This window comes from Nocardia sp. NPDC004860 (assembly GCF_040609015.1).
In the GTDB taxonomy this organism is placed as follows: Bacteria; Actinomycetota; Actinomycetes; order Mycobacteriales; family Mycobacteriaceae; genus Nocardia.
The window spans coordinates 538,987-557,063 of the sequence record NZ_JBEXJI010000002.1; the positions used below are offsets into that span (position 1 = coordinate 538,987).

Annotated in this window: 22 protein-coding genes and 2 pseudogenes; 17 read left to right on the forward strand and 7 right to left on the reverse strand. The window is 66.4% G+C overall.

Going from position 1 to position 18,077, the window contains the following annotated elements; translation table 11 throughout:
* Window positions 1-728 precede the first annotated feature (728 nt).
* Both ABZV44_RS06465 and ABZV44_RS06470 read left to right on the forward strand, forming a co-directional pair.
* A complete protein-coding gene (locus tag ABZV44_RS06465) occupies window positions 729-1,010 on the forward strand; it encodes a hypothetical protein (protein WP_354832698.1) in 282 nt (93 codons plus the stop codon).
* Window positions 1,007-1,420, forward strand: coding sequence for a hypothetical protein (locus ABZV44_RS06470; protein ID WP_033091132.1), 414 nt, complete (start codon window positions 1,007-1,009; stop codon window positions 1,418-1,420). Before ABZV44_RS06465 ends, ABZV44_RS06470 begins: the two co-directional genes overlap by 4 nt.
* Before the next feature lie 35 nt (window positions 1,421-1,455).
* Here ABZV44_RS06470 and ABZV44_RS06475 read toward each other — a convergent pair.
* A pseudogene (locus ABZV44_RS06475) lies at window positions 1,456-2,699 on the reverse strand (KasA/KasB family beta-ketoacyl-ACP synthase).
* Window positions 2,700-2,738: 39 nt separating this feature from the next.
* Between ABZV44_RS06475 and ABZV44_RS06480 the strand changes: the two are divergent.
* On the forward strand, window positions 2,739-3,308 hold the full coding sequence (locus ABZV44_RS06480; RefSeq protein WP_354832701.1) for a TetR/AcrR family transcriptional regulator: 570 nt from the start codon (window positions 2,739-2,741) through the stop codon (window positions 3,306-3,308).
* Window positions 3,309-3,368: 60 nt separating this feature from the next.
* Here the strand turns inward: ABZV44_RS06480 and ABZV44_RS06485 are convergent, their stop codons facing one another.
* A complete protein-coding gene (locus tag ABZV44_RS06485; protein ID WP_354832703.1) occupies window positions 3,369-4,613 on the reverse strand; it encodes an MFS transporter in 1,245 nt (414 codons plus the stop codon).
* A 112-nt stretch (window positions 4,614-4,725) separates the two neighbouring features.
* Here ABZV44_RS06485 and ABZV44_RS06490 point away from each other — a divergent pair, with 112 nt between their 5' ends.
* The 3 genes from ABZV44_RS06490 (at window position 4,726) to ABZV44_RS06500 (ending at window position 6,336) form a co-directional block, all read left to right on the forward strand.
* Window positions 4,726-5,103, forward strand: coding sequence for an ArsR family transcriptional regulator (locus tag ABZV44_RS06490; protein WP_354832705.1), 378 nt, complete (start codon window positions 4,726-4,728; stop codon window positions 5,101-5,103).
* Window positions 5,104-5,473: 370 nt separating this feature from the next.
* Window positions 5,474-6,064, forward strand: a complete 591-nt coding sequence (locus ABZV44_RS06495) for a DUF3558 family protein (RefSeq protein WP_354832707.1) — start codon at window positions 5,474-5,476, stop codon at window positions 6,062-6,064.
* Between the two features lie 50 nt (window positions 6,065-6,114).
* Window positions 6,115-6,336 carry a hypothetical protein gene (locus ABZV44_RS06500; RefSeq protein WP_354832709.1) on the forward strand — a complete coding sequence of 74 codons (222 nt, stop codon included), beginning with the start codon at window positions 6,115-6,117 and terminating at the stop codon, window positions 6,334-6,336.
* Between the two features lie 357 nt (window positions 6,337-6,693).
* Here ABZV44_RS06500 and ABZV44_RS06505 read toward each other — a convergent pair whose 3' ends face one another.
* Window positions 6,694-7,575, reverse strand: a complete 882-nt coding sequence (locus tag ABZV44_RS06505) for a class I SAM-dependent methyltransferase (protein WP_354832711.1) — start codon at window positions 7,573-7,575, stop codon at window positions 6,694-6,696.
* 241 nt (window positions 7,576-7,816) lie between these two features.
* Here ABZV44_RS06505 and ABZV44_RS06510 point away from each other — a divergent pair, with 241 nt between their 5' ends.
* From ABZV44_RS06510 to ABZV44_RS06520, 3 genes are all read left to right on the forward strand, one after another.
* Window positions 7,817-8,245 carry a VOC family protein gene (locus ABZV44_RS06510; protein ID WP_354832713.1) on the forward strand — a complete coding sequence of 143 codons (429 nt, stop codon included), beginning with the start codon at window positions 7,817-7,819 and terminating at the stop codon, window positions 8,243-8,245.
* 200 nt (window positions 8,246-8,445) lie between these two features.
* Window positions 8,446-8,868: a hypothetical protein gene (locus ABZV44_RS06515; protein ID WP_354832715.1), complete on the forward strand. Its 423-nt coding sequence runs from the start codon at window positions 8,446-8,448 to the stop codon at window positions 8,866-8,868.
* 121 nt (window positions 8,869-8,989) lie between these two features.
* Window positions 8,990-9,268, forward strand: coding sequence for a hypothetical protein (locus tag ABZV44_RS06520; protein WP_354832717.1), 279 nt, complete (start codon window positions 8,990-8,992; stop codon window positions 9,266-9,268).
* Window positions 9,269-9,445: 177 nt separating this feature from the next.
* Here the strand turns inward: ABZV44_RS06520 and ABZV44_RS06525 are convergent, their stop codons facing one another.
* Window positions 9,446-9,742 carry a hypothetical protein gene (locus ABZV44_RS06525; RefSeq protein WP_354832719.1) on the reverse strand — a complete coding sequence of 99 codons (297 nt, stop codon included), beginning with the start codon at window positions 9,740-9,742 and terminating at the stop codon, window positions 9,446-9,448.
* A 518-nt stretch (window positions 9,743-10,260) separates the two neighbouring features.
* Between ABZV44_RS06525 and ABZV44_RS06530 the strand changes: the two genes are divergently transcribed.
* The 7 genes and pseudogenes from ABZV44_RS06530 (at window position 10,261) to ABZV44_RS06560 (ending at window position 15,049) form a co-directional block, all read left to right on the forward strand.
* Window positions 10,261-10,899 carry a hypothetical protein gene (locus tag ABZV44_RS06530; RefSeq protein WP_354832721.1) on the forward strand — a complete coding sequence of 213 codons (639 nt, stop codon included), beginning with the start codon at window positions 10,261-10,263 and terminating at the stop codon, window positions 10,897-10,899.
* Window positions 10,900-11,024: 125 nt separating this feature from the next.
* Window positions 11,025-11,165 (forward strand): annotated as a pseudogene (locus ABZV44_RS06535) (ATP-binding protein); the annotation flags it as partial.
* A 227-nt stretch (window positions 11,166-11,392) separates the two neighbouring features.
* Entirely contained in the window at window positions 11,393-11,803 is a 411-nt protein-coding gene (locus tag ABZV44_RS06540; RefSeq protein WP_354832723.1) for an NUDIX domain-containing protein, read from the forward strand.
* A 138-nt stretch (window positions 11,804-11,941) separates the two neighbouring features.
* Window positions 11,942-13,063 (forward strand): nitronate monooxygenase family protein, encoded by a 1,122-nt coding sequence (locus ABZV44_RS06545; RefSeq protein ID WP_354832725.1) that lies wholly within the window; start codon window positions 11,942-11,944, stop codon window positions 13,061-13,063.
* Between the two features lie 146 nt (window positions 13,064-13,209).
* Window positions 13,210-13,707 carry a hypothetical protein gene (locus ABZV44_RS06550; protein ID WP_354832727.1) on the forward strand — a complete coding sequence of 166 codons (498 nt, stop codon included), beginning with the start codon at window positions 13,210-13,212 and terminating at the stop codon, window positions 13,705-13,707.
* Between the two features lie 275 nt (window positions 13,708-13,982).
* Window positions 13,983-14,789 carry an HNH endonuclease family protein gene (locus tag ABZV44_RS06555; RefSeq protein WP_354832729.1) on the forward strand — a complete coding sequence of 269 codons (807 nt, stop codon included), beginning with the start codon at window positions 13,983-13,985 and terminating at the stop codon, window positions 14,787-14,789.
* Window positions 14,790-14,824: 35 nt separating this feature from the next.
* Window positions 14,825-15,049 (forward strand): hypothetical protein, encoded by a 225-nt coding sequence (locus ABZV44_RS06560; protein ID WP_354832731.1) that lies wholly within the window; start codon window positions 14,825-14,827, stop codon window positions 15,047-15,049.
* A 3-nt stretch (window positions 15,050-15,052) separates the two neighbouring features.
* Here ABZV44_RS06560 and ABZV44_RS06565 read toward each other — a convergent pair whose 3' ends face one another.
* On the reverse strand, window positions 15,053-15,505 hold the full coding sequence (locus ABZV44_RS06565) for an SRPBCC domain-containing protein (RefSeq protein ID WP_354832733.1): 453 nt from the start codon (window positions 15,503-15,505) through the stop codon (window positions 15,053-15,055).
* Between the two features lie 109 nt (window positions 15,506-15,614).
* Here ABZV44_RS06565 and ABZV44_RS06570 point away from each other — a divergent pair, with 109 nt between their 5' ends.
* The gene (locus ABZV44_RS06570; protein WP_354832735.1) at window positions 15,615-16,142 is read left to right on the forward strand and encodes an NUDIX domain-containing protein; all 528 of its coding nucleotides are present in this window, start codon (window positions 15,615-15,617) and stop codon (window positions 16,140-16,142) included.
* 22 nt (window positions 16,143-16,164) lie between these two features.
* Here the strand turns inward: ABZV44_RS06570 and ABZV44_RS06575 are convergent, their stop codons facing one another.
* On the reverse strand, window positions 16,165-16,761 hold the full coding sequence (locus ABZV44_RS06575) for a Uma2 family endonuclease (protein ID WP_354832737.1): 597 nt from the start codon (window positions 16,759-16,761) through the stop codon (window positions 16,165-16,167).
* 118 nt (window positions 16,762-16,879) lie between these two features.
* Window positions 16,880-18,022: a serine hydrolase domain-containing protein gene (locus ABZV44_RS06580; protein ID WP_354832739.1), complete on the reverse strand. Its 1,143-nt coding sequence runs from the start codon at window positions 18,020-18,022 to the stop codon at window positions 16,880-16,882.
* Between the last annotated feature and the right edge of the window lie 55 nt (window positions 18,023-18,077).

Below are 18,077 nucleotides of genomic sequence, written 5' to 3' on the forward strand. Positions count from 1 at the left end.
CAAACGGGCTGGGGCCGAGCCTTTTTCGGCCATCTCGCGTTGCTACCGCCGGAAACGACGAAAGCCGGTCCAGGAATGGGGGAATCCGGACCGGTTTTCGTCGTACCAGCGCGTTGCGGAACGCAGCATCGATGACGGCGCAGGCGCGGAGTGGTTCAGCACGCCGTTCCGGCTCGGGACATTCCTGTACCCGCGTCCTGACGGATCCGATGACGTGCCTTCTTGGCGGCCTTCCTGTGGGTGAGCTTGCAGTACAGGACCGGCAAGTTCGAAGACTCGACCTCGAACCGGTCACCGCACCATTGGCATTCGCGCGTGTGCTGGGCGCTCACGAGTTGGGTCCTCTCGTCGTTGCAGCCCGGTACGGTTGGTTGCTGATGGATTGCTGTACCCGAAAATCTGCCCGCGTGTCGGTAGCGCGACACGCCGGCTGGTGACCAGGTCGGCAGTGGGTGGACTGCGTCCGAGACGGCCCAGGAGCGCTGGGCTGATACATGGCGCCCGCTCACCGCGGCGGTCTGAACCGGGCGCTCCGACTCCGATAAGCCCGGGCAGTCGCGGGCAGTGCGCGCCAGGACCGGCTCCGAGTTTCGGGTCGAAATCGCGGGCAAACCGGTGTGATCCGGGGCAAAACCGGGCAGTACCGATTTCACCGAACTTGCTGGCCAGCGTGTGAATTCTGCCCGGTCGCCAGGAGTTTCCCGGAATGCGTGGGATACCATCGCGGTATGGCGAGACCGCGTCGTACCCGCAAGATCACCGTGACGATGCCGGAGGAGATCGCTGCGACCCTCGACGATTGGCGCAGCACCGGCCGCATCGCCTCGATTTCCGCGTTCGTCGCCGAATCCGTGAAGGCCCGGGTCGATCGGGCCGAATCGCTGGCCCGCCTGGAGAACGCGCTCGGCGGCCGCCCGCCGCTGGATCTGATCAATCGCGCCCGTGCCGTTCAGGGGTTGCCGCCCTTATCGGATAAGGAGGATCCCGGCGATCACGCCGGCGCGGCATGACCCCCGCCGCCCCGACGCTGGGCGGCGTCGTGTTCGACACCGCAGCGCTGACCGCCTGGGCGCATCGCGTGGCATACGTGCAATCGGTGGTATGGGCGACCGCGGACGCGGGCCACACCATCATCGTCCCGGCCACCGCTCTCGCCGCGGCCCGCGCGCTGATTCCGCCCGGCCGCCTGGACATCCTCTCGGTGCTGCTGGATCTGCCGAACACCGTCATCCAGCCCCTCGACCGCCCGGCCAGTGATCATCTGGGCGACACCCTCGCCGACCGCCCCGACGCCGACGCACTCATTCCGGCCGGGCATGCGACTCTCGAAGCGGTGAGCCGGGATTGGCCGTGCCTGACCGACCGCCCCGATACGCTGCGCAAGCTGGACCCGCGTGTCCAGACGGACAAGTTGCCCTGAGCGGTCGAAACCGGCTGCGGCCCAAGGGCTATCGATCAGGCGCGTCCCAGCGCGAGGGTGACGTTGTGGCCGCCGAACCCGAAGGAGTTGCTCAGCGCGTACCGGAGCTCCTGATGGCGCGGCTTGTCGGCCACCACATCCAGCTCGGTATCCGGGTCCGGGGTCTCGAAATTCAGTGTGGGCGGGGCGATCTGCTCGTCGAGTGTGCGCAGGGTGAGCATGGCCTCGAGGGCGCCGACCGCGCCGATGGAGTGGCCGAGGGCCGATTTGGGTGCGTACACCGAGGCATGTGGCGCGACCGTCATGATCGCCTTCGCCTCGGAGGCATCGCCGATCTGAGTGCCGGTGGCGTGGGCATTGACGTGGTCGATGTCCGCGCCGCTCAGACCGGCCGTGGCGAGGGCCTTGCACATGGCGCGGGCGGCGCCGTCACCGTCGGGCGCGGTGCCGGTGATGTGGTAGCCGTCGGAGGTGATGCCCGCGCCGAGGACCCGGCCGAGCATCCGCGCACCCCGCGCCCGCGCATGCGCCTCCGACTCCAGCACCAGCAGCGCGCCGGCCTCGCCGAACACGAACCCGTCCCGGTCCCTGTCGAAAGGCCGTGAGGCACGCTCGGGTTCGTCATTGCGGGTGCTCATGGCCCGCATCATGGCGAAACTGGCAATCGGCACCGCGTCGATGTGCCCCTCGACGCCGCCCGCCACCACCACGTCGGCCTCACCGGTGGCGATCAGCCGCCAGCCGTGCGCGATGGCCTCCGCGCCCGAGGCGCACGCCGAAACCGGCGCGTACACACCGCCTTTCGCGCCGATCTCCAGTCCTACGGTGGCCGCCGAACCGTTGGGCATGACCATGGGCACCGTCATGGGCGGCACCTTCCGGTAGCCCCCGGCCTTCATCAGGTCCACGGCATTGACCAGTGCCTCGCCCCCGCCGAGCCCGGTGCCCACGGCGACCGCCAGCCGTTCCGCCTCGACCGCGGGTGTCCCCGCCTCCTGCCAGACCTGCCGGCTCAGTACCAGTGCCAGCTGCTGCACGAACGACATCCGCCGCGCTCGATCCGGGTCAACTGCTCCCCCGGCTGCGCGACCAGTCGCCCGCCGATGCGCACCGGCAGGTCGTTGTCGGTGACGAAATCGTCTGTGAGCGTGCCGATCCCGCTGTCCCCCGCCAGCAGTCGCGACCAGGTGGCGTCGAGATCGGCCCCCAGGCAGGTGGTTGCCGCCATTGCCGTCACCACGACGTCCCGGCAAGTTTCTGTACCAGTCGTTACACTCATGCTGACATGGATACCTGTACCACCCGCTACAGTCAACCCGTGCCCCGTCCACTCGACCATGCCCGCCGCGCTCAGCTCCTCGAAGGCGTCATCGCCTACATCGCCGAGTTCGGCCTCGCCGAACTCTCCCTGCGCCCGCTGGCGGAATACCTGGGCACCAGCTCCCGCATGCTGATCCACTACTTCGGGACGAAAGAGGCAATGCTGGTCGCCGCCTTGGAAACCCAGCGCCCCGATATCGCCGCGCTGTTCTCGGGCATCGACTCCGCGGAGGTCCTCCGCGAGCGACTCTCGGCGTCCTTCGCGATCAACACCGCGGGTCAGTTCGCGAACAGCCTTCCGGTACTGCTCCAGGTTCTCGGAGCGGCCACTGTTCCCAACAGCCCGTTCAAGGCCTACGCGACCGACGCCATCCTGGTGCTCATTACCGCAATGACCCAGTCCCTCAGCCGAATCGACCCCACCATCCCCGACCCCGAGGCCTCCGCCACCCTGCTCATCTCGGGAATGCGCGGCCTGATCCAGGACTGGTGGGTCACCGGCGACACCACTCGGGTCCACCGCGCCGTGAACCTCCTCATAGCCCAAGCCATCCCCACGTCCGCGTGAACGGCGAACATGCCTTGGCGCAGCCACCGGAAGGGTGCTGCGCCAAGGCATGCCGGCGGATCAGGCGGGAGTGAGGGCGGGGCGATTGCGCAGGATTGCGCCGGCGGCCAGCACCGACAGTGCCAGCAGGGTCAGTGCGAAGGTCGTCGCGCCGGTCGAGAGGCCGACGACGTCGCTCAGGTACCCGGCGCTGACGGGCAGTAGACCGGCGGGGATGTAGCCGCCGATATTGAACGCCGCATTGGCTTCTGCCAATCGAGCGGCCGGGACGGCGTGGTTGAGCAGGGAGAGCCCACCCAACTGGCCCAAGCCCTGGCCTGCCCCGGCGAGCAGCGACGAACAGATCAGGGAGGTCGGCGACTGGGTGTGGACGGCGATCACGAGGGTGAGCATGGCCAGAGCGGTCGCGGCGGCGGAGATCGCCATCGTCGCCGGGCGCGGCAGGGACCGGGCGGCGAACTGGACGGCGGTGGCGGTGAAGAACATCGCGAAGGCCATGGCGCCGGCGACGATTCGGCTCGTCGTGCCGAGCAGGCCGGACAGCAGGGCCGGGCCCAGAGACAGCACGAAGGAGGTGGCCGTGATTCCGGGCGCGAACACCGCGATGCCGAGGAACAGCTGGCGTCGGTTCACGTGGGGCACGCGGGGCACCCGGATCCATGAACCCGCACCCCGGTGCGCCGGACGGCCGACGGGCATCCGCAGCACCGTCACGAAAGCGGTTGCCAGCAGCGCGATCTCGACCAGGAAGACGGTGACGGTCGGGGCCGGGACGGTCTCGGACAGGACGCCGGACAGCAGCGGGCCGACGCCCGCGCCCAGCACCATCGCCGTCGAGGCGAAGAGCGCGCCCAGATGCTTGCGCTCCGGTCCGGCGACATCGGTCACGGCGGCCATGCCCGCCGACACCGCAGCGCCCACCGCGATACCGGTCAGCAGGCGAGCGATCATCAGCGCGATCACACTCGGCGCGGTGGCGAAGATCAGACACGCGGCCGCCGCGAGGATCAGCGCCGGGATCAGCACGGCCTTGCGGCCGAGCCGGTCCGAGGCGACGCCGGACACCAGCAACGATCCGAGCAAGCCGACGATGTAGAACGCGAAGACCACGGTCATCGTGCCCTTGGAGAACCCGAAGTCGCGCTGCCACAGCACATACAACGGCGTCGCCGCGTTCGAGAGCACGAAGACCGCGGTCACCGGCCACGCCGCGAGCCAGATCCACCACGCCGGGGCGACGCGAGACGCGATTCCGAGATCGATCGGCTCCGCGGTCCGTGCCGGACGAGATTGTGTCGCAACCACTTCCATTACCTCCACTCGTAGTTCGAATCGAATCGAACTAGTACGAACGGAGTCGAACATAGCATGCTGTACGATGAAAGTCGTACAAGCGCCGACAGTGAGGAGTTCAACGATGCCGGCCAAGCAGCGCCCCGCGCCGAAGTTCACGCTCCCCGCGGAACCGGCCGTCGTGCCGGATCCGTTGCCGGAACCCGGACTCGACGAACTGCGACTCGAGACCGTCATGGGCGCGCTCAGCGACCCGCTGCGGCTGCACATCGTCCAGAAGCTGCTGCTCGAATCCGAGGCCTACGACCACTCCTGCGGCTGGTTCGGCATCGACCGCCCGAAATCGTCGCTGACACACCACTTCAAGGCGCTGCGCGAAGCCGGTATCACCCGCCAGCGCCAGTACGGCCTCGAACGCCGCAGTCAGGTCCGCATCGACGACCTCGAAGCCCGCTTCCCCGGCCTGCTCGACCTCGTCGCCGCCTGGGAGCCCGCGGACTGACGCCCGCCGGATGTGATGGTCCCGTCGGCTTGGCGTCACGAACGCTGGTGAGCGCGATCGCAATACTGGTGGCGAGCCCCAGATTTTGGGGGCCGCTAGTCTTGCTAACGGAATGAGGGGATCATCCGACCAAATGGCCATGAGTCCGAACAGGCTGGATATTCAACAACTCTCGGCGCGCGCTCGTTCGCGGCCGGATGTTCGACCAACCCCCACAAGACGCCGATCGATCTTGGCGGCGAAGGACTCCGAGATGGCGAGAAGAGCTAGCGGGACCCTTTTCGCAATCGTGGCCTGTGGTGCAGCCGTACTCCTCGCGGGATGCGGCACCACCACCTCCGTGGACAGCTCGCCGACTCCGAGCAGGTCTATGTCGGCGACCAACGGCGCTGCCACCACCGCGCCTCGCACCGAAGCCGGATCGGCTCGACCGCAACCCGGCCCGGTCGACGACGATGCCACGACGCCCGCGGCCACAGCACCACCCGGCACGCCCGCGCCTGTCACCGCCGCGCCTGGAAGTCCTCCCGTTACTACGGCTTCCACGGCCGGTGTCGTCTGGGATGCGTGCTCGATATCGGAAACCGCCCTCACTGCGGCCGGCTTGAATACGGCATCCAAGACTCGTATGCCCACTTCGGCCCCGACCTGGCAGGCATGCAGGTGGCAATCCGCCGACCAGACTTTCGAGTTGGTTCTCACCGCCACCGACGAAACAGTGGAGGATCAGCTCACGCCCGGGCACTACCAGGATGTGCGCAGGACCACGTACTACGGCCGAGATGTGATCGTGTACCGATCGGTGCAGGACACCAACAAGCTGGGGTGCTATGTCGCAACGTCGGCCTCTTTCGGCAGCGTCGTGTTCACGGTTCGCAATGTGCGCGTCCAGACCGGCGAGGGCGAACCCTGCGCCGAAGCCAACCGCCTCGGCGCAGCCCTGACCAGGTCATTGCCCTGATCGTGCCGTGGCATTACTTGATTCACCGATCGAAGAACGAAAGGAACACAATGCTTCGAAAGACGATGCTGGCCCTCACGGCAGGGATCGTGATCGCCGCCCCGACGACGGCGATCGCCGAGGCCGCACCGCCGGCCCCGACCGTTGTCGGCGCACACGATGTCGCTCTCAGCACGGGATCGGGAGCGGCGGACGCGGTGATCAACGGACTGATCGCAGCGATCTTCGGTCCCAATGATCCGTCTCAGTGCAAATTCCCGTACTGCTTCTGAGCCATACGCGGCGGCCGGCGAACCCGCGACATCAACGCCCCGAATCCAACTGCTCGGGTGGAGCGGGAGTCGAGCCGCCGCTCTCGAGGAGAGGCCGATCTGACTGCTCGATTCGGCCCGTGAGACTGGTGGAGTCGCGTATTCGACTGTCTCCGATTGTGGTGCATGGCAAGGGCTTCAGGAGATCCGGTTGAGGCCGGCGGACCGTTCGCCCCTGAAGTGGTTGATTCGCAAGGACACTCATCCGGAGGCTCTCGCTGCCACGGCGCGATCTGCAGAATCCGTCTCGGTGGTGGCCCGCCGCGCCGGTGCGCGCCGGCACGCGACTGGTCGCAGACGGCGGGCCGCTACTCGCCCTCACAACCCGTTCTTGAGGCAGGTGAACTGCATGACGTCGAGGTGGCCGTGACGGAAGTAGTCGGCGAACCCGGTCATATGGCTGATGTAGGCGTTGTAGGTGTCCCGCCCGGCGAGTTCGATCGCCCGGTCGCGGTGCTCGTGCAGCGCGGTGGCCCAGTTCTGCAGTGTGGTGGTGTAGTGCGGTCCCAGTTTCCCGATTCCGGTGATGGTGAATCCGGCATCTTCCGCGTACTCGGTGACCCCCTTGGGGTCGCGGCCGGTCGGTGGCGGAACTCGGTCGAAGGGCAGGATCGTCCCGGGCGTGAACACGGAATCGGTACTCGCGAAACGCGTCTGGTGGGCATCGGAGGGGTCGCGGCCCGGTGCGACGACGGTCTGCACCAACAGCACCCCGTTATCGGGCAGGATCCGGTAGGCGAAATCGAAGAAATCGGCGTAGCGCTGCGGGTGGAGGTGTTCCAGCGTCCCGATACACACGATGCGGTCCACGCGGCGGTCGAATTCCTCCCAATCCTGCCGCCGGACCCCGCCGTAGGGGCGGCCGCGGATCAGCCGGTCGACGAGCCGGTCCCGCACATACCGGTACTGGTGGCGGTTGCCGGTCAACCCGATCGCGTTCACCCCGTGGGCGTCCATGGCGCGCAACATGGTCGAACCCCAGCCGCAACCGACATCCAACAAGGTCATCCCCGCCTGCAGATCGCACTTGGCCAACGCGAGGTCGATCTTCGCCGACTGGGCTCGTTCCAGGGTGTCGTCCGGGCGGGTCCACAGCGCGCAGCTGTAGGTGCGGGTCGGGTCGAGGAACAGGGCGAAGAATTCATCCGGGAGTTCGTCGCGAGATCGGACCTCACCAAGCACGGGTACATCAACAGTCATGACGGCGGATCCTTCGTGCAATCGAGCACTGCCGTGGACGGCAGCCGAGGTAGCCCGCTCCCCTCGTCACCTCCATCTGGGAGGTCGAGCGCCCTGCCGAGCCTAGGCGACCTCACACACCGGACTGAAGACTTGTGAGCAGGAGTTCACCCGCAGGTAACCTACGCCGGGGAGCTACGCGGGTCCGGCCGGCAGTCGCCAAGCGAGATGTCGAACTGGCCCAGCAGATCGCGGCCGCAGCATGGCGACTGAACTCACCGCCGATCCCTCGGCCGTGCTGGCACTCGAGGTCGGTGTCCTGCTCGACTGGGACCTCAGCAGCAACGACCAGGACCTGGTTGTGGACTTCTGGCGCACGATCCTCGGCTACCGACAGGTCAGCCGCTGGAACGCTGCAGACGAGGCCGCGATCGACCTGATCGACCCGAAACGGCGAGGGGTCCCGATCGGCTTCGAATACGTCGGCGACAATCTCCGCAATCTGGACGGAACCAGCCCGGGCGACCAGTCCTTGCACCTCCACGTACAGATGCCCAGGGAAGTAGCCGACACACGCCTCGAAGCAGTAGAAGAACTGGGCGGTTATATGGGCATGGGTTTCCCGGCCATCCCTGTCGCGGACCCCGTCAGCATCCGCCTCTTCATCGCCCCTGGCTCCGGCGACTCCTGATACCTGCGGTAAATCTGCCTGCACGGCAGGTGATCGTTCGGGAACTCACGACGTCGAAGTCCCCAGGGAATAGCGCAAGGATCGAATAGCTACCCGGCCAGCCGCACAGTGTCGTAAGCGATTGCACGAGTTCCCTTCTGCCGCAACGAATTCTGTTACTCTTCGCATCAGCCGGACACTGACGATCGCGGAGGGAACACGTGGGAAACAGCGACGAGTGGGACAGTCTGGTCGAACACATTTCTGAGAACAGTTACGGCGTGGATGTGGAGCCCGACAAGATCAGCGTCAAGGTTATTGACGCCGAAGAGGATTGGGCCGCCCCGGATGTCGTGATCAGGCGGGCAGGCGAGGAATGGATCCAGATCGACAGACCGTTCGCCAAGGCCGACAAGGTAGATCTTCCGGCCGTACTCAGCAAGGTCGGCAGCACGGGAACTATCGGCGGGCTCGTCGTAACGGGTGAGGACATCGTGCTGCGACACGCCCTCCTGCTCACCGAGGCCCTCGAGCGCGACGACGACTTCGAGAACGCCTGGAAGTATGAAGAACCACTGAACCTGATCGTCGATGCGGCCAGGCGACTAGGGCGGCAGCTCGCAGGACACGACGACGACTTCTAACCGGCACCCCTGAAGCCGCTGAAATGCCTTGCGGCAAAACACCACCGGGCAAATCGGGCGTCCTCGTCGCGCCTCGTCGCGCCTCAGCCGCGGAGGGCGTGGGTGGCGCTACGGTTCCGCCATGATGCTGCTGCAGCCACCCACGATCGCGTCAGCGCAGGAGAAGGGGATGATCCTCGATGTGGCCGCTCTCGGCCGCCACGATCCCCTCGGTGCCGATATCCCGTACGTGCGCGCCACCGACGGCTGGATGTTTCAACTGCCCGAAGAGTTGCGAGAGTGGGCGAGGTTTGTCATCGGAGGCAATCTGCACAACCTCCAGGCCGGATACCCGTCGGAGTTCCCGTGTCGGATCGAATTCGGGGTGCGCGACGGCCGCATGTACGCCGAGATGCTGTAGCGCGCAACTCAGCGTGTCCAGCTCGCCACGGCGGGCGCCGGCGAGGATGGCCGCTACCGCCTGGTCGAGGGCGGCCAGTTCCTTGCGCAGTTCATCACGCCGAGCGGCCAGCGGAGTGTCGGTGTTCGAGATCCTCACCCATCGAGTTCGATGGGTGAGGGGCTGGTTTCGGGTCGATCAGGGATGGCCGTTCCCCGTCTGCCCCTGGCACGTGACGCTGCCGTTGGGGTAGCAGGTCGCGCTGTACAGCGCACTCGATCCGGCCTGGCTGCCGGTTGGCGAAGTGCCGTATTCCTTCGACGCACTGCCGGTTGCTGACGAGCCGTTGTCGATCGATGCGCTCCCGGTGGCGGTGTTGTCCGCGACCGGCGTGAGGGGTATCTCGGCCGAGGCTGGGCCCGCGACGCCGACGAGACCTATCGCGAGCATGAGGGCCGCGAATCCTGTTCGGACCGTGAGGTTTTGCGTGTTCACGAACCTGACGTTATGTGAAATTTATTCGTTTAAGACTGGATTCGAATCCCCTGATTTCTGGGGCACAGATTCCTCGGGGGGTCGGTATTCGATGGGCGGTACCGGGACCCCGGCTCGCTGCGCCCTCCCCGCCGGCGACCTTCAGCTTGCCCGAACGCTTCTCCTCGAACACGCGGGCACAGATCGGATCAAGGGCATCATGCTGGCGCGCGGTCTCCTGCGCCTTGGTGCTGACCCGGACCAAGCCGATGTGTGACTCGCGCCGATAGATGGCGGTCTCTCGCGTTGTCAGGTGGCGCCGATGACGAGGGTGCTGCGGGCGGTTTCGACGACGCCATGGGAACGATTTCTGGGTTACGCGCGTGCCCGATGCGCAGACGCGGGACGGCCGAACCCGGACGTTCACCGATGCGGGAGGGTAACGGTATGGGTGGCAGGTGGCGGGTCGTGCCGGGAGGCACACGGAATCCGCACATTTCTCACGCGGATTCTGCACATCGTCCGGATAGGTTTCCAGGATGCGGTCTGAAAAGCGCAGTTCGGTTCTGGGGCTGGGAGTGGCCGCCGCGCTGGTCGTGGTTTCGATTGTCGTGACACTGCACGCCGAGTTCTTCTCGTACTGGATCTGGGTGCTGTACCTGCCGTTGTTCGCCTTCGGTTATCTGATCCTGGCCATCGTGTTCGTGGTGTTGCTGCGGCGTGTTGCTCGCAGTGGTTCCCAGGGGCTGGCGGTGGCCACCGCGGCACTGGCGGTCGTGGGTGTCAGCGGGTCGTTGTTCCTGTTCGTCGATACCAAGGCCAGCGGGTGGGCGCGGTTCTGGCTCGAGTATTCTGCGTTCGCCGCGGCGGCCACGGTGGAGGTGCCCAAGCACGGCGAAGGTGATCTCTACGGTGTCGAGCTACCGAGTCATTTGTGCGTCGTGGCGCCGAACTGCCGGATCGCGAACCTCGGTTACAGCAATGGAGCACCGGTCCGGTACGCCGCCGACTACGTCGACGTCTTCGAGGACACCTACGGTTACGGGCACTTCGTCGGCACGCCGGAGCCGAGGCCGTACAACGGATTCGGAATTCCCTTGTGCCCCACCATGGAGTTGGCGGGCGGATGGTGGTGGCTCGAACGTTGCGACGGCCCGGAGTACGAGCGAGCCCGGTGAACTCGACGATCAGCCTGCTAGTCAGGAACTGAGGTCTGATCGGGAAGCTTCTGCCACATGCTATTCGGCACTACATGACGTTCGCCTGATCTGGAAAAGCGAGCGCGACGGCATGGGCAGGTGGTAAGGAACACCGTCGCTTCGTCGAGTTCGCCGACACCGTCAAACGCGACCGCACCATCGGAATCTGCTACGGCGCAGCAGGAATCGGGAAGACCCCGTCTGCGTCCCGCTACGCGCGATGGGGCAAAGCTGAGCCCTTGCTTACTGCCTGGGTCCCCGTGCTGGTCGGTCTGGGCGCTGCTGCCCTGATCATCGCTGGGGCTGGTGTCCTGGCCCCGGCGGCATTCGCGACGGATCTGGCCGAGGGAGTTTCGTGCAGTGATCGCAGCTGCCGCAATGACACCGACGCAAACTATCTGCGATCGCGGGCTGCCGCTCGACCTCGTCGCCGCCTGGGAGCTTGCGGAGTGATGCCCGCTAGGCTGCGCCCATGCAGGCGGAGCGGGAGCAGCGGCTGATCGACACGGTGGCCTGGGTGCGGATCGAGGACGGTCGCATCCTGTGCGCGCGGCCGCGCGGAAAGGACGTCTTCTATATTCCCGGCGGCAAACGCGAGGGCGCCGAAACCGATCTGCAAACCCTCGTCCGCGAGATCCGCGAGGAGCTCACGGTCGAACTCGCGCCGGACACCGTCGCTCACGTCGGCACCTACGAGGCCCTGATCCCCGACGCCGTCGTGCGCATGGCCTGCTACACCGCCGAGTACTCCGGCGCCCTCACGGCCAGTAGTGAGATCGACGAGATCGCCTGGTTCACCTACGCCGATCGACCGCACGTCCCGCCCGTGGACCAGCTCCTTTTCGACGATCTGCACGCCGAGGGCCTGCTCGCGCACGGCTGACCGTCCCGGCAACTAGAACATGTTGTTGACAGTGACCTACGGGTAGGCATCGAGAGACTGGTCCGAATGTAGAACATGTTCTAGTGTGGTGGGCACAACATTTCCAGTGCCGGAAAGTTCAGAGGAGCCCACCACACCATGCGTACCGAGATCTGTGATCGCCTCGGCATCGACGTACCCATCTTCGCCTTCACCCACTGCCGGGACGTGGCCGCCGCGGTCAGCAATGCGGGTGGTCTGGGTGTGCTCGGCGCGGTCGGGTTCACCGCCGAACAGCTCGAGGTCGAGCTGCAGTGGCTCGACGAGCACGTGCAGGGCGTCTACGGCGTGGACCTGGTCATCCCCTCCAAGTACGAGGGCAAGGGCGTCGAGGGCCTGAGCCCCGAGGAGCTGGAAGCCCAACTGGCCAAGCTGGTTCCGCAGGAGCACCGCGACTTCGCCGAGAAGATCCTCAACGACCACGGCGTGCCGCACCTGCCGCCGGAGGAGCACCACAACCAGCTGCTGGGCTGGACCGCCACCACGGTCGCCCCGCAGATCGAGGTGATCCTGAAGCACCCCAAGGCCAAGCTGGTCGCCAACGCGCTGGGCACCCCGCCCGACGATGTGATCAAGCAGATCCAGGACTCCGGCCGCCTCATCGGCGCGCTGTGCGGTTCGGTCAAGCACGCGCTCAACCACAAGAACGCCGGGCTGGATTTCGTGGTCATGCAGGGCACCGAGGGCGGCGGCCACTGCGGTGAGATCGCCTCCATGGTGCTGTGGCCGCAGGTCATCGACGCCATCGGCGACATGCCGGCGCTCGCGGCCGGTGGTATCGGCAATGGCCGCCAGGTCGCGGCCGCCCTCGCCATGGGCGCGGCGGGCGCGTGGACCGGCTCGCTGTGGCTGACCGTGGAGGAGGCCAATGTGCCACCCGCCCAGATGCAGACCTACATCGACGCCACCAGCTCCGATACCGTGCGCTCGCGCTCGTGGACCGGCAAGCCCTGCCGCATGCTCAAGAACGACTGGACCGAGGCCTGGGAGCAGCCGGAAAACCCGAAGCCGCTGGGCATGCCGCTGCAGATGATGGTCGCCCTCGACGGCGTCAAGCGCGGCCACCGGTACCCGGAGCAGGCCAAGGATGTGAACTTCAACCCGGTCGGCCAGGTCGTCGGCATGATGAACAAGATGGAGCGCTCCGCCGACGTGGTGCAGCGGCTCATCACCGAGTACCTGGAGTCCTGCGAGCGGCTGAACAAGCTCAACAACGCCTGATTCTCAGGACATCGACACCGCCTGATGCTCAGGCGATTCGGCGCGTCGGGTAGGGGCTGCCCGGCGCGCCGACGCATCTCCGGCGGGCGCGGCACCAGGTCGCGGGCTGCCGGGGCGAACCATCGGCCGGCGCTAGGGTTGTCCCCATGGGGAAGGTCGAGCGGGTGCTGCGGGCCGCGTACTACGCGCTGCTCTCGGTGCCGGTTGCCTTCGCGCCCACAGGGGTTCGGGCCCGGGTGATGCGGCGAGTGTTCCGGGCGCCGTTCGAGCTGCGGGAACCGGGACCGTGGCGGACCGCCGGGCACACGGTGCTGGCGGTCGCGGTTGGACTGGTCGCCTGGTTCGCCGTGTTCCTGATGGTACTGGCCGCGGTGCGCGGCATCTTCTATCCCCTGGTGGCGGCGCACGATTTCGAACATTCCTGGGGCGGGCCGACATTGGCCGGCGCGTGGGCGGTGCATTTCGCCGGGGGCGCGCTGCCGCTCCCCCTGTGGATACTGCTCCTCGCCGGGTTCGGAATGCTCGAACAGCGTCTCGCCCAGCGGTTGCTGGGCCGCGCCGGGCCGTGGTGGCCGGTACCGGTGGCCATCGCACTGTGCGCGGGCGGCGCGGTGTTCTTCATAGCCTGGTGGCATCAGATCTAGCGCGACAAGGTCGACGCGCCGGAAGCCGAGCGGAAATCCCTGCACCATCATTGTTTTCGATCTCGGGGCGACTCAGGATGGAATTGCGGCGGGTGTGCCGCGAGTCCGGTTCCGGACGCCGATTCTCGGGGTGTGGTGTGACACCGGTCTCCGAAACCCGCGTACGGCTTGCCGTTTCGGGTCACTGATTGCCAAGGTTTGCGGGATATGTTGCACACGAAGCCGTCACGCCTGTCGAAGCCCCTGTCCCCGGCCGCCGCGGGCGGTGATGCGCGATGACATGGTCGAAGATCCGTTCCTCCCCCACCCTGCGCCGCGTCTTGAAAGCGGCGGTGTCGCTGCTGTTCGTGATCGTGCTGGCCATCGTGGCCGCCGTCCTCGAAAAGCATGTCGGCACCGATAAATCGGACGCGAGCGGCCCGCCGATTCCGGATCGCGGCGCTCAACCGGCGGGATCGGCCAAGGAGATCAGCAGTCTGCTGGGCACACTGAAGGTGGCCGACGAACTGCCGATGACCGGTTACTCGCGCGACCGATTCCCGCACTGGGACACCGACAAGCTCGAACACGGATTCGGTGACGCCTTCGCGCAGTACAGTCGCTGCACCACCCGTGACGTGGTGCTACTACGGGACGCGACCGGGCCGGTGAAGCTGGATCCGAGCAGCTGCAAACTGAGCGTCGGCACCAATGGCGGCTGGCGCGACCAGTACGGGGTCATGGACAAGAAGACCAATGCCCTCAAGCCCTACAAGTGGACCACCGATTCGTCGGCCCTGGACATCGACCACATCGTGGCGCTGGCCGAGGCGTGGCGTTCAGGCGCCGCGAACCTCGACGACGACACCCGTCGCCATATCGCCAATGACGCGCTGAACCTGGTGATTTCCGATCCCACCGCCAACCGCTCCAAGGGCGACCAGGATCCGTCCAGTTATCTGCCGCCCGGGACTTTCCGGTGCGCCTATATCGGGCACTACATCCAGGTGAAAGTAAAGTACGGACTGAACGTCGATGCCAAGGAGCAGACCGCACTGCAGACCGCGGTGAAGGACTGTGTCAGCAAGGGAGAGTTCACATAGTCGCCGTCGTCGAAATCCGCAGCGAGGCAGCCGTCATGACCCGGGAAGAGGGAACGGTCTCCGGGGATCTCGATGTGACGCTGGATCATTCGGGCCACGGGCTGGTGCGCTATCGCGGCACCGCCACCTGGTACACCATCGGCAATCTGGAGGACGAGGAACCACGCAGCTGGACCAGCGTGCAGGATCTGGCCACCGCCATCGAGAACGAGAGCGGTGGCCGCGACGCCGCCGGCAATGTGCTGCCGTTCGAGGCGTGAGCGCTAGTCGCGCACGGCTTTCAGGGCCTCGGCGCGCGTCTTGACCGCGTCGGTCATGCCCTCGAACCCGGTGGTCAGCGCGCCGCCCAGCAGGCCGGCGACGACCGGGGCCAGCGGCCCGTTGAGCTGGAAGTGCGAGAAGTAGCGGGTGCGGCCGTCCTCGAGCGGGGTCAGGGTGTGCGAGCGCTCGCTGCTGAGCAGGCCCAGCGGCGCGGGCTTCATGTTGTAGCTGAATTCCTTACCCGGTGTGTGGGAACGGATGAACTCGCGCTGCTGCTTGGGCTTCGGCCCGACCAGCCGCACCTTCATATCGATCGGCGACCCCGGTTCGAGGGTGGTCTTGCACTCCAGGCAGAAGGGATTCCATTCCCCGTACTTGTCCACGTCGGTGAGCACCTGCCAGACCAGCTCGGCGGGCGCGTCGATCTCCACGCTTTTGTCGATGACGAAGGCCATAGGGGAACAATACTGAAACCAGTTCTAGAAGGTGGGGCGGGCCGCCATCTGCTCCGCACAATCACCTACGGCCCCAGCGACTCCGCCAGTCCCCCAGTACCTTCGAACCATGACCCTCGCCGACCGCTACCCCCTCCTCCACGCCCGCGCCCGGTGGGAATGGGGCGGCCTCGACGTCCAGTTCTCCACCGACCTCCCACAAGACCACCTGGTCACCAACATCCACGTCGTCTGCTTCCTCGGCGACCGCATCGTCCTCTGCCGCGACGACCGGGACCGCTGGATCCTCCCCGGCGGCACCCGCGAAGCCGGAGAATCCATCGAGTCCTGCGTAATCCGCGAACTTGCCGAGGAGGCCGGCGCCGAACTGTCCGGCCCCCTCCACCACTTCGGCGCCCACTACGCCACCACCGACCGCCCCACCCCCTACCGCCCCTGGCAACCCCACCCCCACAAAGCCTGGCTCTGGTGCACCGCCGACGTCACCCTCACCGGCCACCCCACCAACCCTGATGACGCAGAACAAATCCTGGAAGTCCGCGCCTTTCCCCTCGCCGAGGCCATCCGCCTGGCAGCCACCGACGGCCCCCACGTCCCCGAACTACTCGAACTCGCCACCGAACTTCACCCGCGCTGACCCCCGAGAACCGCAGCGCCCGTCAACCATCCAATCGACTGAATGGAACGACTGCCGAATAAGGGCTCTCCAGCAGCAACGCGTCTTCATGGGTCTCGGCAAGCCGATAGGTCCGCGCGGCCCAATCGAGCCGGTACTCCTGGATCATCTTCACGTAGAGACTCGAGTCCAGATAGACGATCAGATAGACCGGAATCCCCTCGTATGCGTATTCGGCAAGCTTGTCGACCGTATCCGTGTATCCGGAACCGGGCGATACGACTTCGACGACCAGCAAGGCATCGGCGGTGGTGAGTTTGGCGCCGCGTTCGACACAGCGGTAGACCGTCACATCGGGGCGACGGAACGAGAAGGCGCCGTCGCGCCGCTTCCTTCGGGTGAAGTGGACGTCTACATCGGTTGACACCCGCATGCATGGGTCATCGGGCTTCGCCGCTTCGAGATGATTGGCGAGCCGCCGAGCGACATCACTCTGTTCCGCGCTGCCGCTCTGGCATCGGATGACGTTCCCGTCGATGACTTCGATCAGCTTGCGCAGGGCATCCGGGAGCTCGTCGTACTGCTCCTCGGTGAGCTCCAGCGCCCCGGGGTCGTCGGCCCACACAGGCAGTTCGGTCACTGGCAACCTCACTCGAAACGGGATGTCAGGGCAAGGTCATCGTACGCGCCGGGTGCCGGAACACTGGTGATGCTCGGATGCCAGGCCCAGCTGATGACTGTCGGGGCAGTTCTGACGGTTACGGACAGAGGGCGTCGCTGAGCAGGCTGGTGATGTCCGGGTCGGTGTCCGGGGAGTCGTTCATCGCTATGGTCACCGCGCGGCCCTCTCGGGTGGCGCCGGAAATGGTGAGGTAGCCGGCGATCTCGCCGACGTGGCCGAAGTATTGTGCGCCGCAGGGAAGTTGGATCGCGCCGATGCCGAGGCCGTAGTCGAGGGCGCTGTCGGGGGAACGGGGTGGGGTTGTCAGCATGTCGTGCAGCTGCCCGTCGGCGACGATCTTTCCGGCGAGCAGGGCCATGAAGAAGCGGTTCAGGTCGTTGCCGGTGGAGATCAGCCCGCCTGCCGACCAACCCACCGACGGCTCGGAGCGGGTGACGTCGGTCGGGACGCCGCCGACGAGGGTGTAGCCCTGCGGGTGTGGGCCGCGGAAGCCCGTCTCGCCCGGACCGGGCAGGTAGGTGTCGGCGAGCTGATTCGGCGTGGTGATGCGGCCGGTGAGTTCCTCGGAATATGTCCTGCCCGTCACCTTTTCGACCAGCATGCCCGCGACGATGAAATTGGTATTGGTGTACTTGAACCGCTCCCCCGGCGCGAACTGCGCGGGCCGGCGCAGCGCGATCGCGATCTCCTCGGCGGGAGTGAAGGTGCGGCCCCCGGCCGCGGCGCGTACCTCGTCGAGTTCGGGGTCGTCGGAGAGTTCCGGCAGTCCGCTGCGGTGCTGGAGGAGCTGGCGCACCGTGATCACCCGCCCGTCCACGCCATTGCCCCTGAGCAGCCCGGGCAGATAGGTATCGACGGGTTCGTCGAGCCGCACCTTCCCCTCCGACACCAATTGCATGATGAGTGCCGCCGCGAAGGTTTTGGAGATGCTGCCGACCCGTACCTGCTGCGGCGGGGCCATTGGAATCGGTGCCCGGGTGGTGCGGTCCCCGACCCCGGCGGTGAGGGTGATGGTCTGCCCGTTCTCGGTCAGGGTCGCGATCACCCCGGTGGTCCCGGCCCGCACCAGCCCGTCGATGTCGTCGCGAATCCGCTCGACTCGCTTGGGCGACACCGCCATCGGGGTGGTGGAGACCGGCTGCGGCACCGAGGTGGTCATACTCCCGCATCCCGCGGCCCCCACCAGCGCCAGCACTGTCACTGTCAGCCCGATTCGCATATCTCGACGGTAGGGACAGCCGCGGACCGGGACATCCGGACAACCCCTGAGTCAG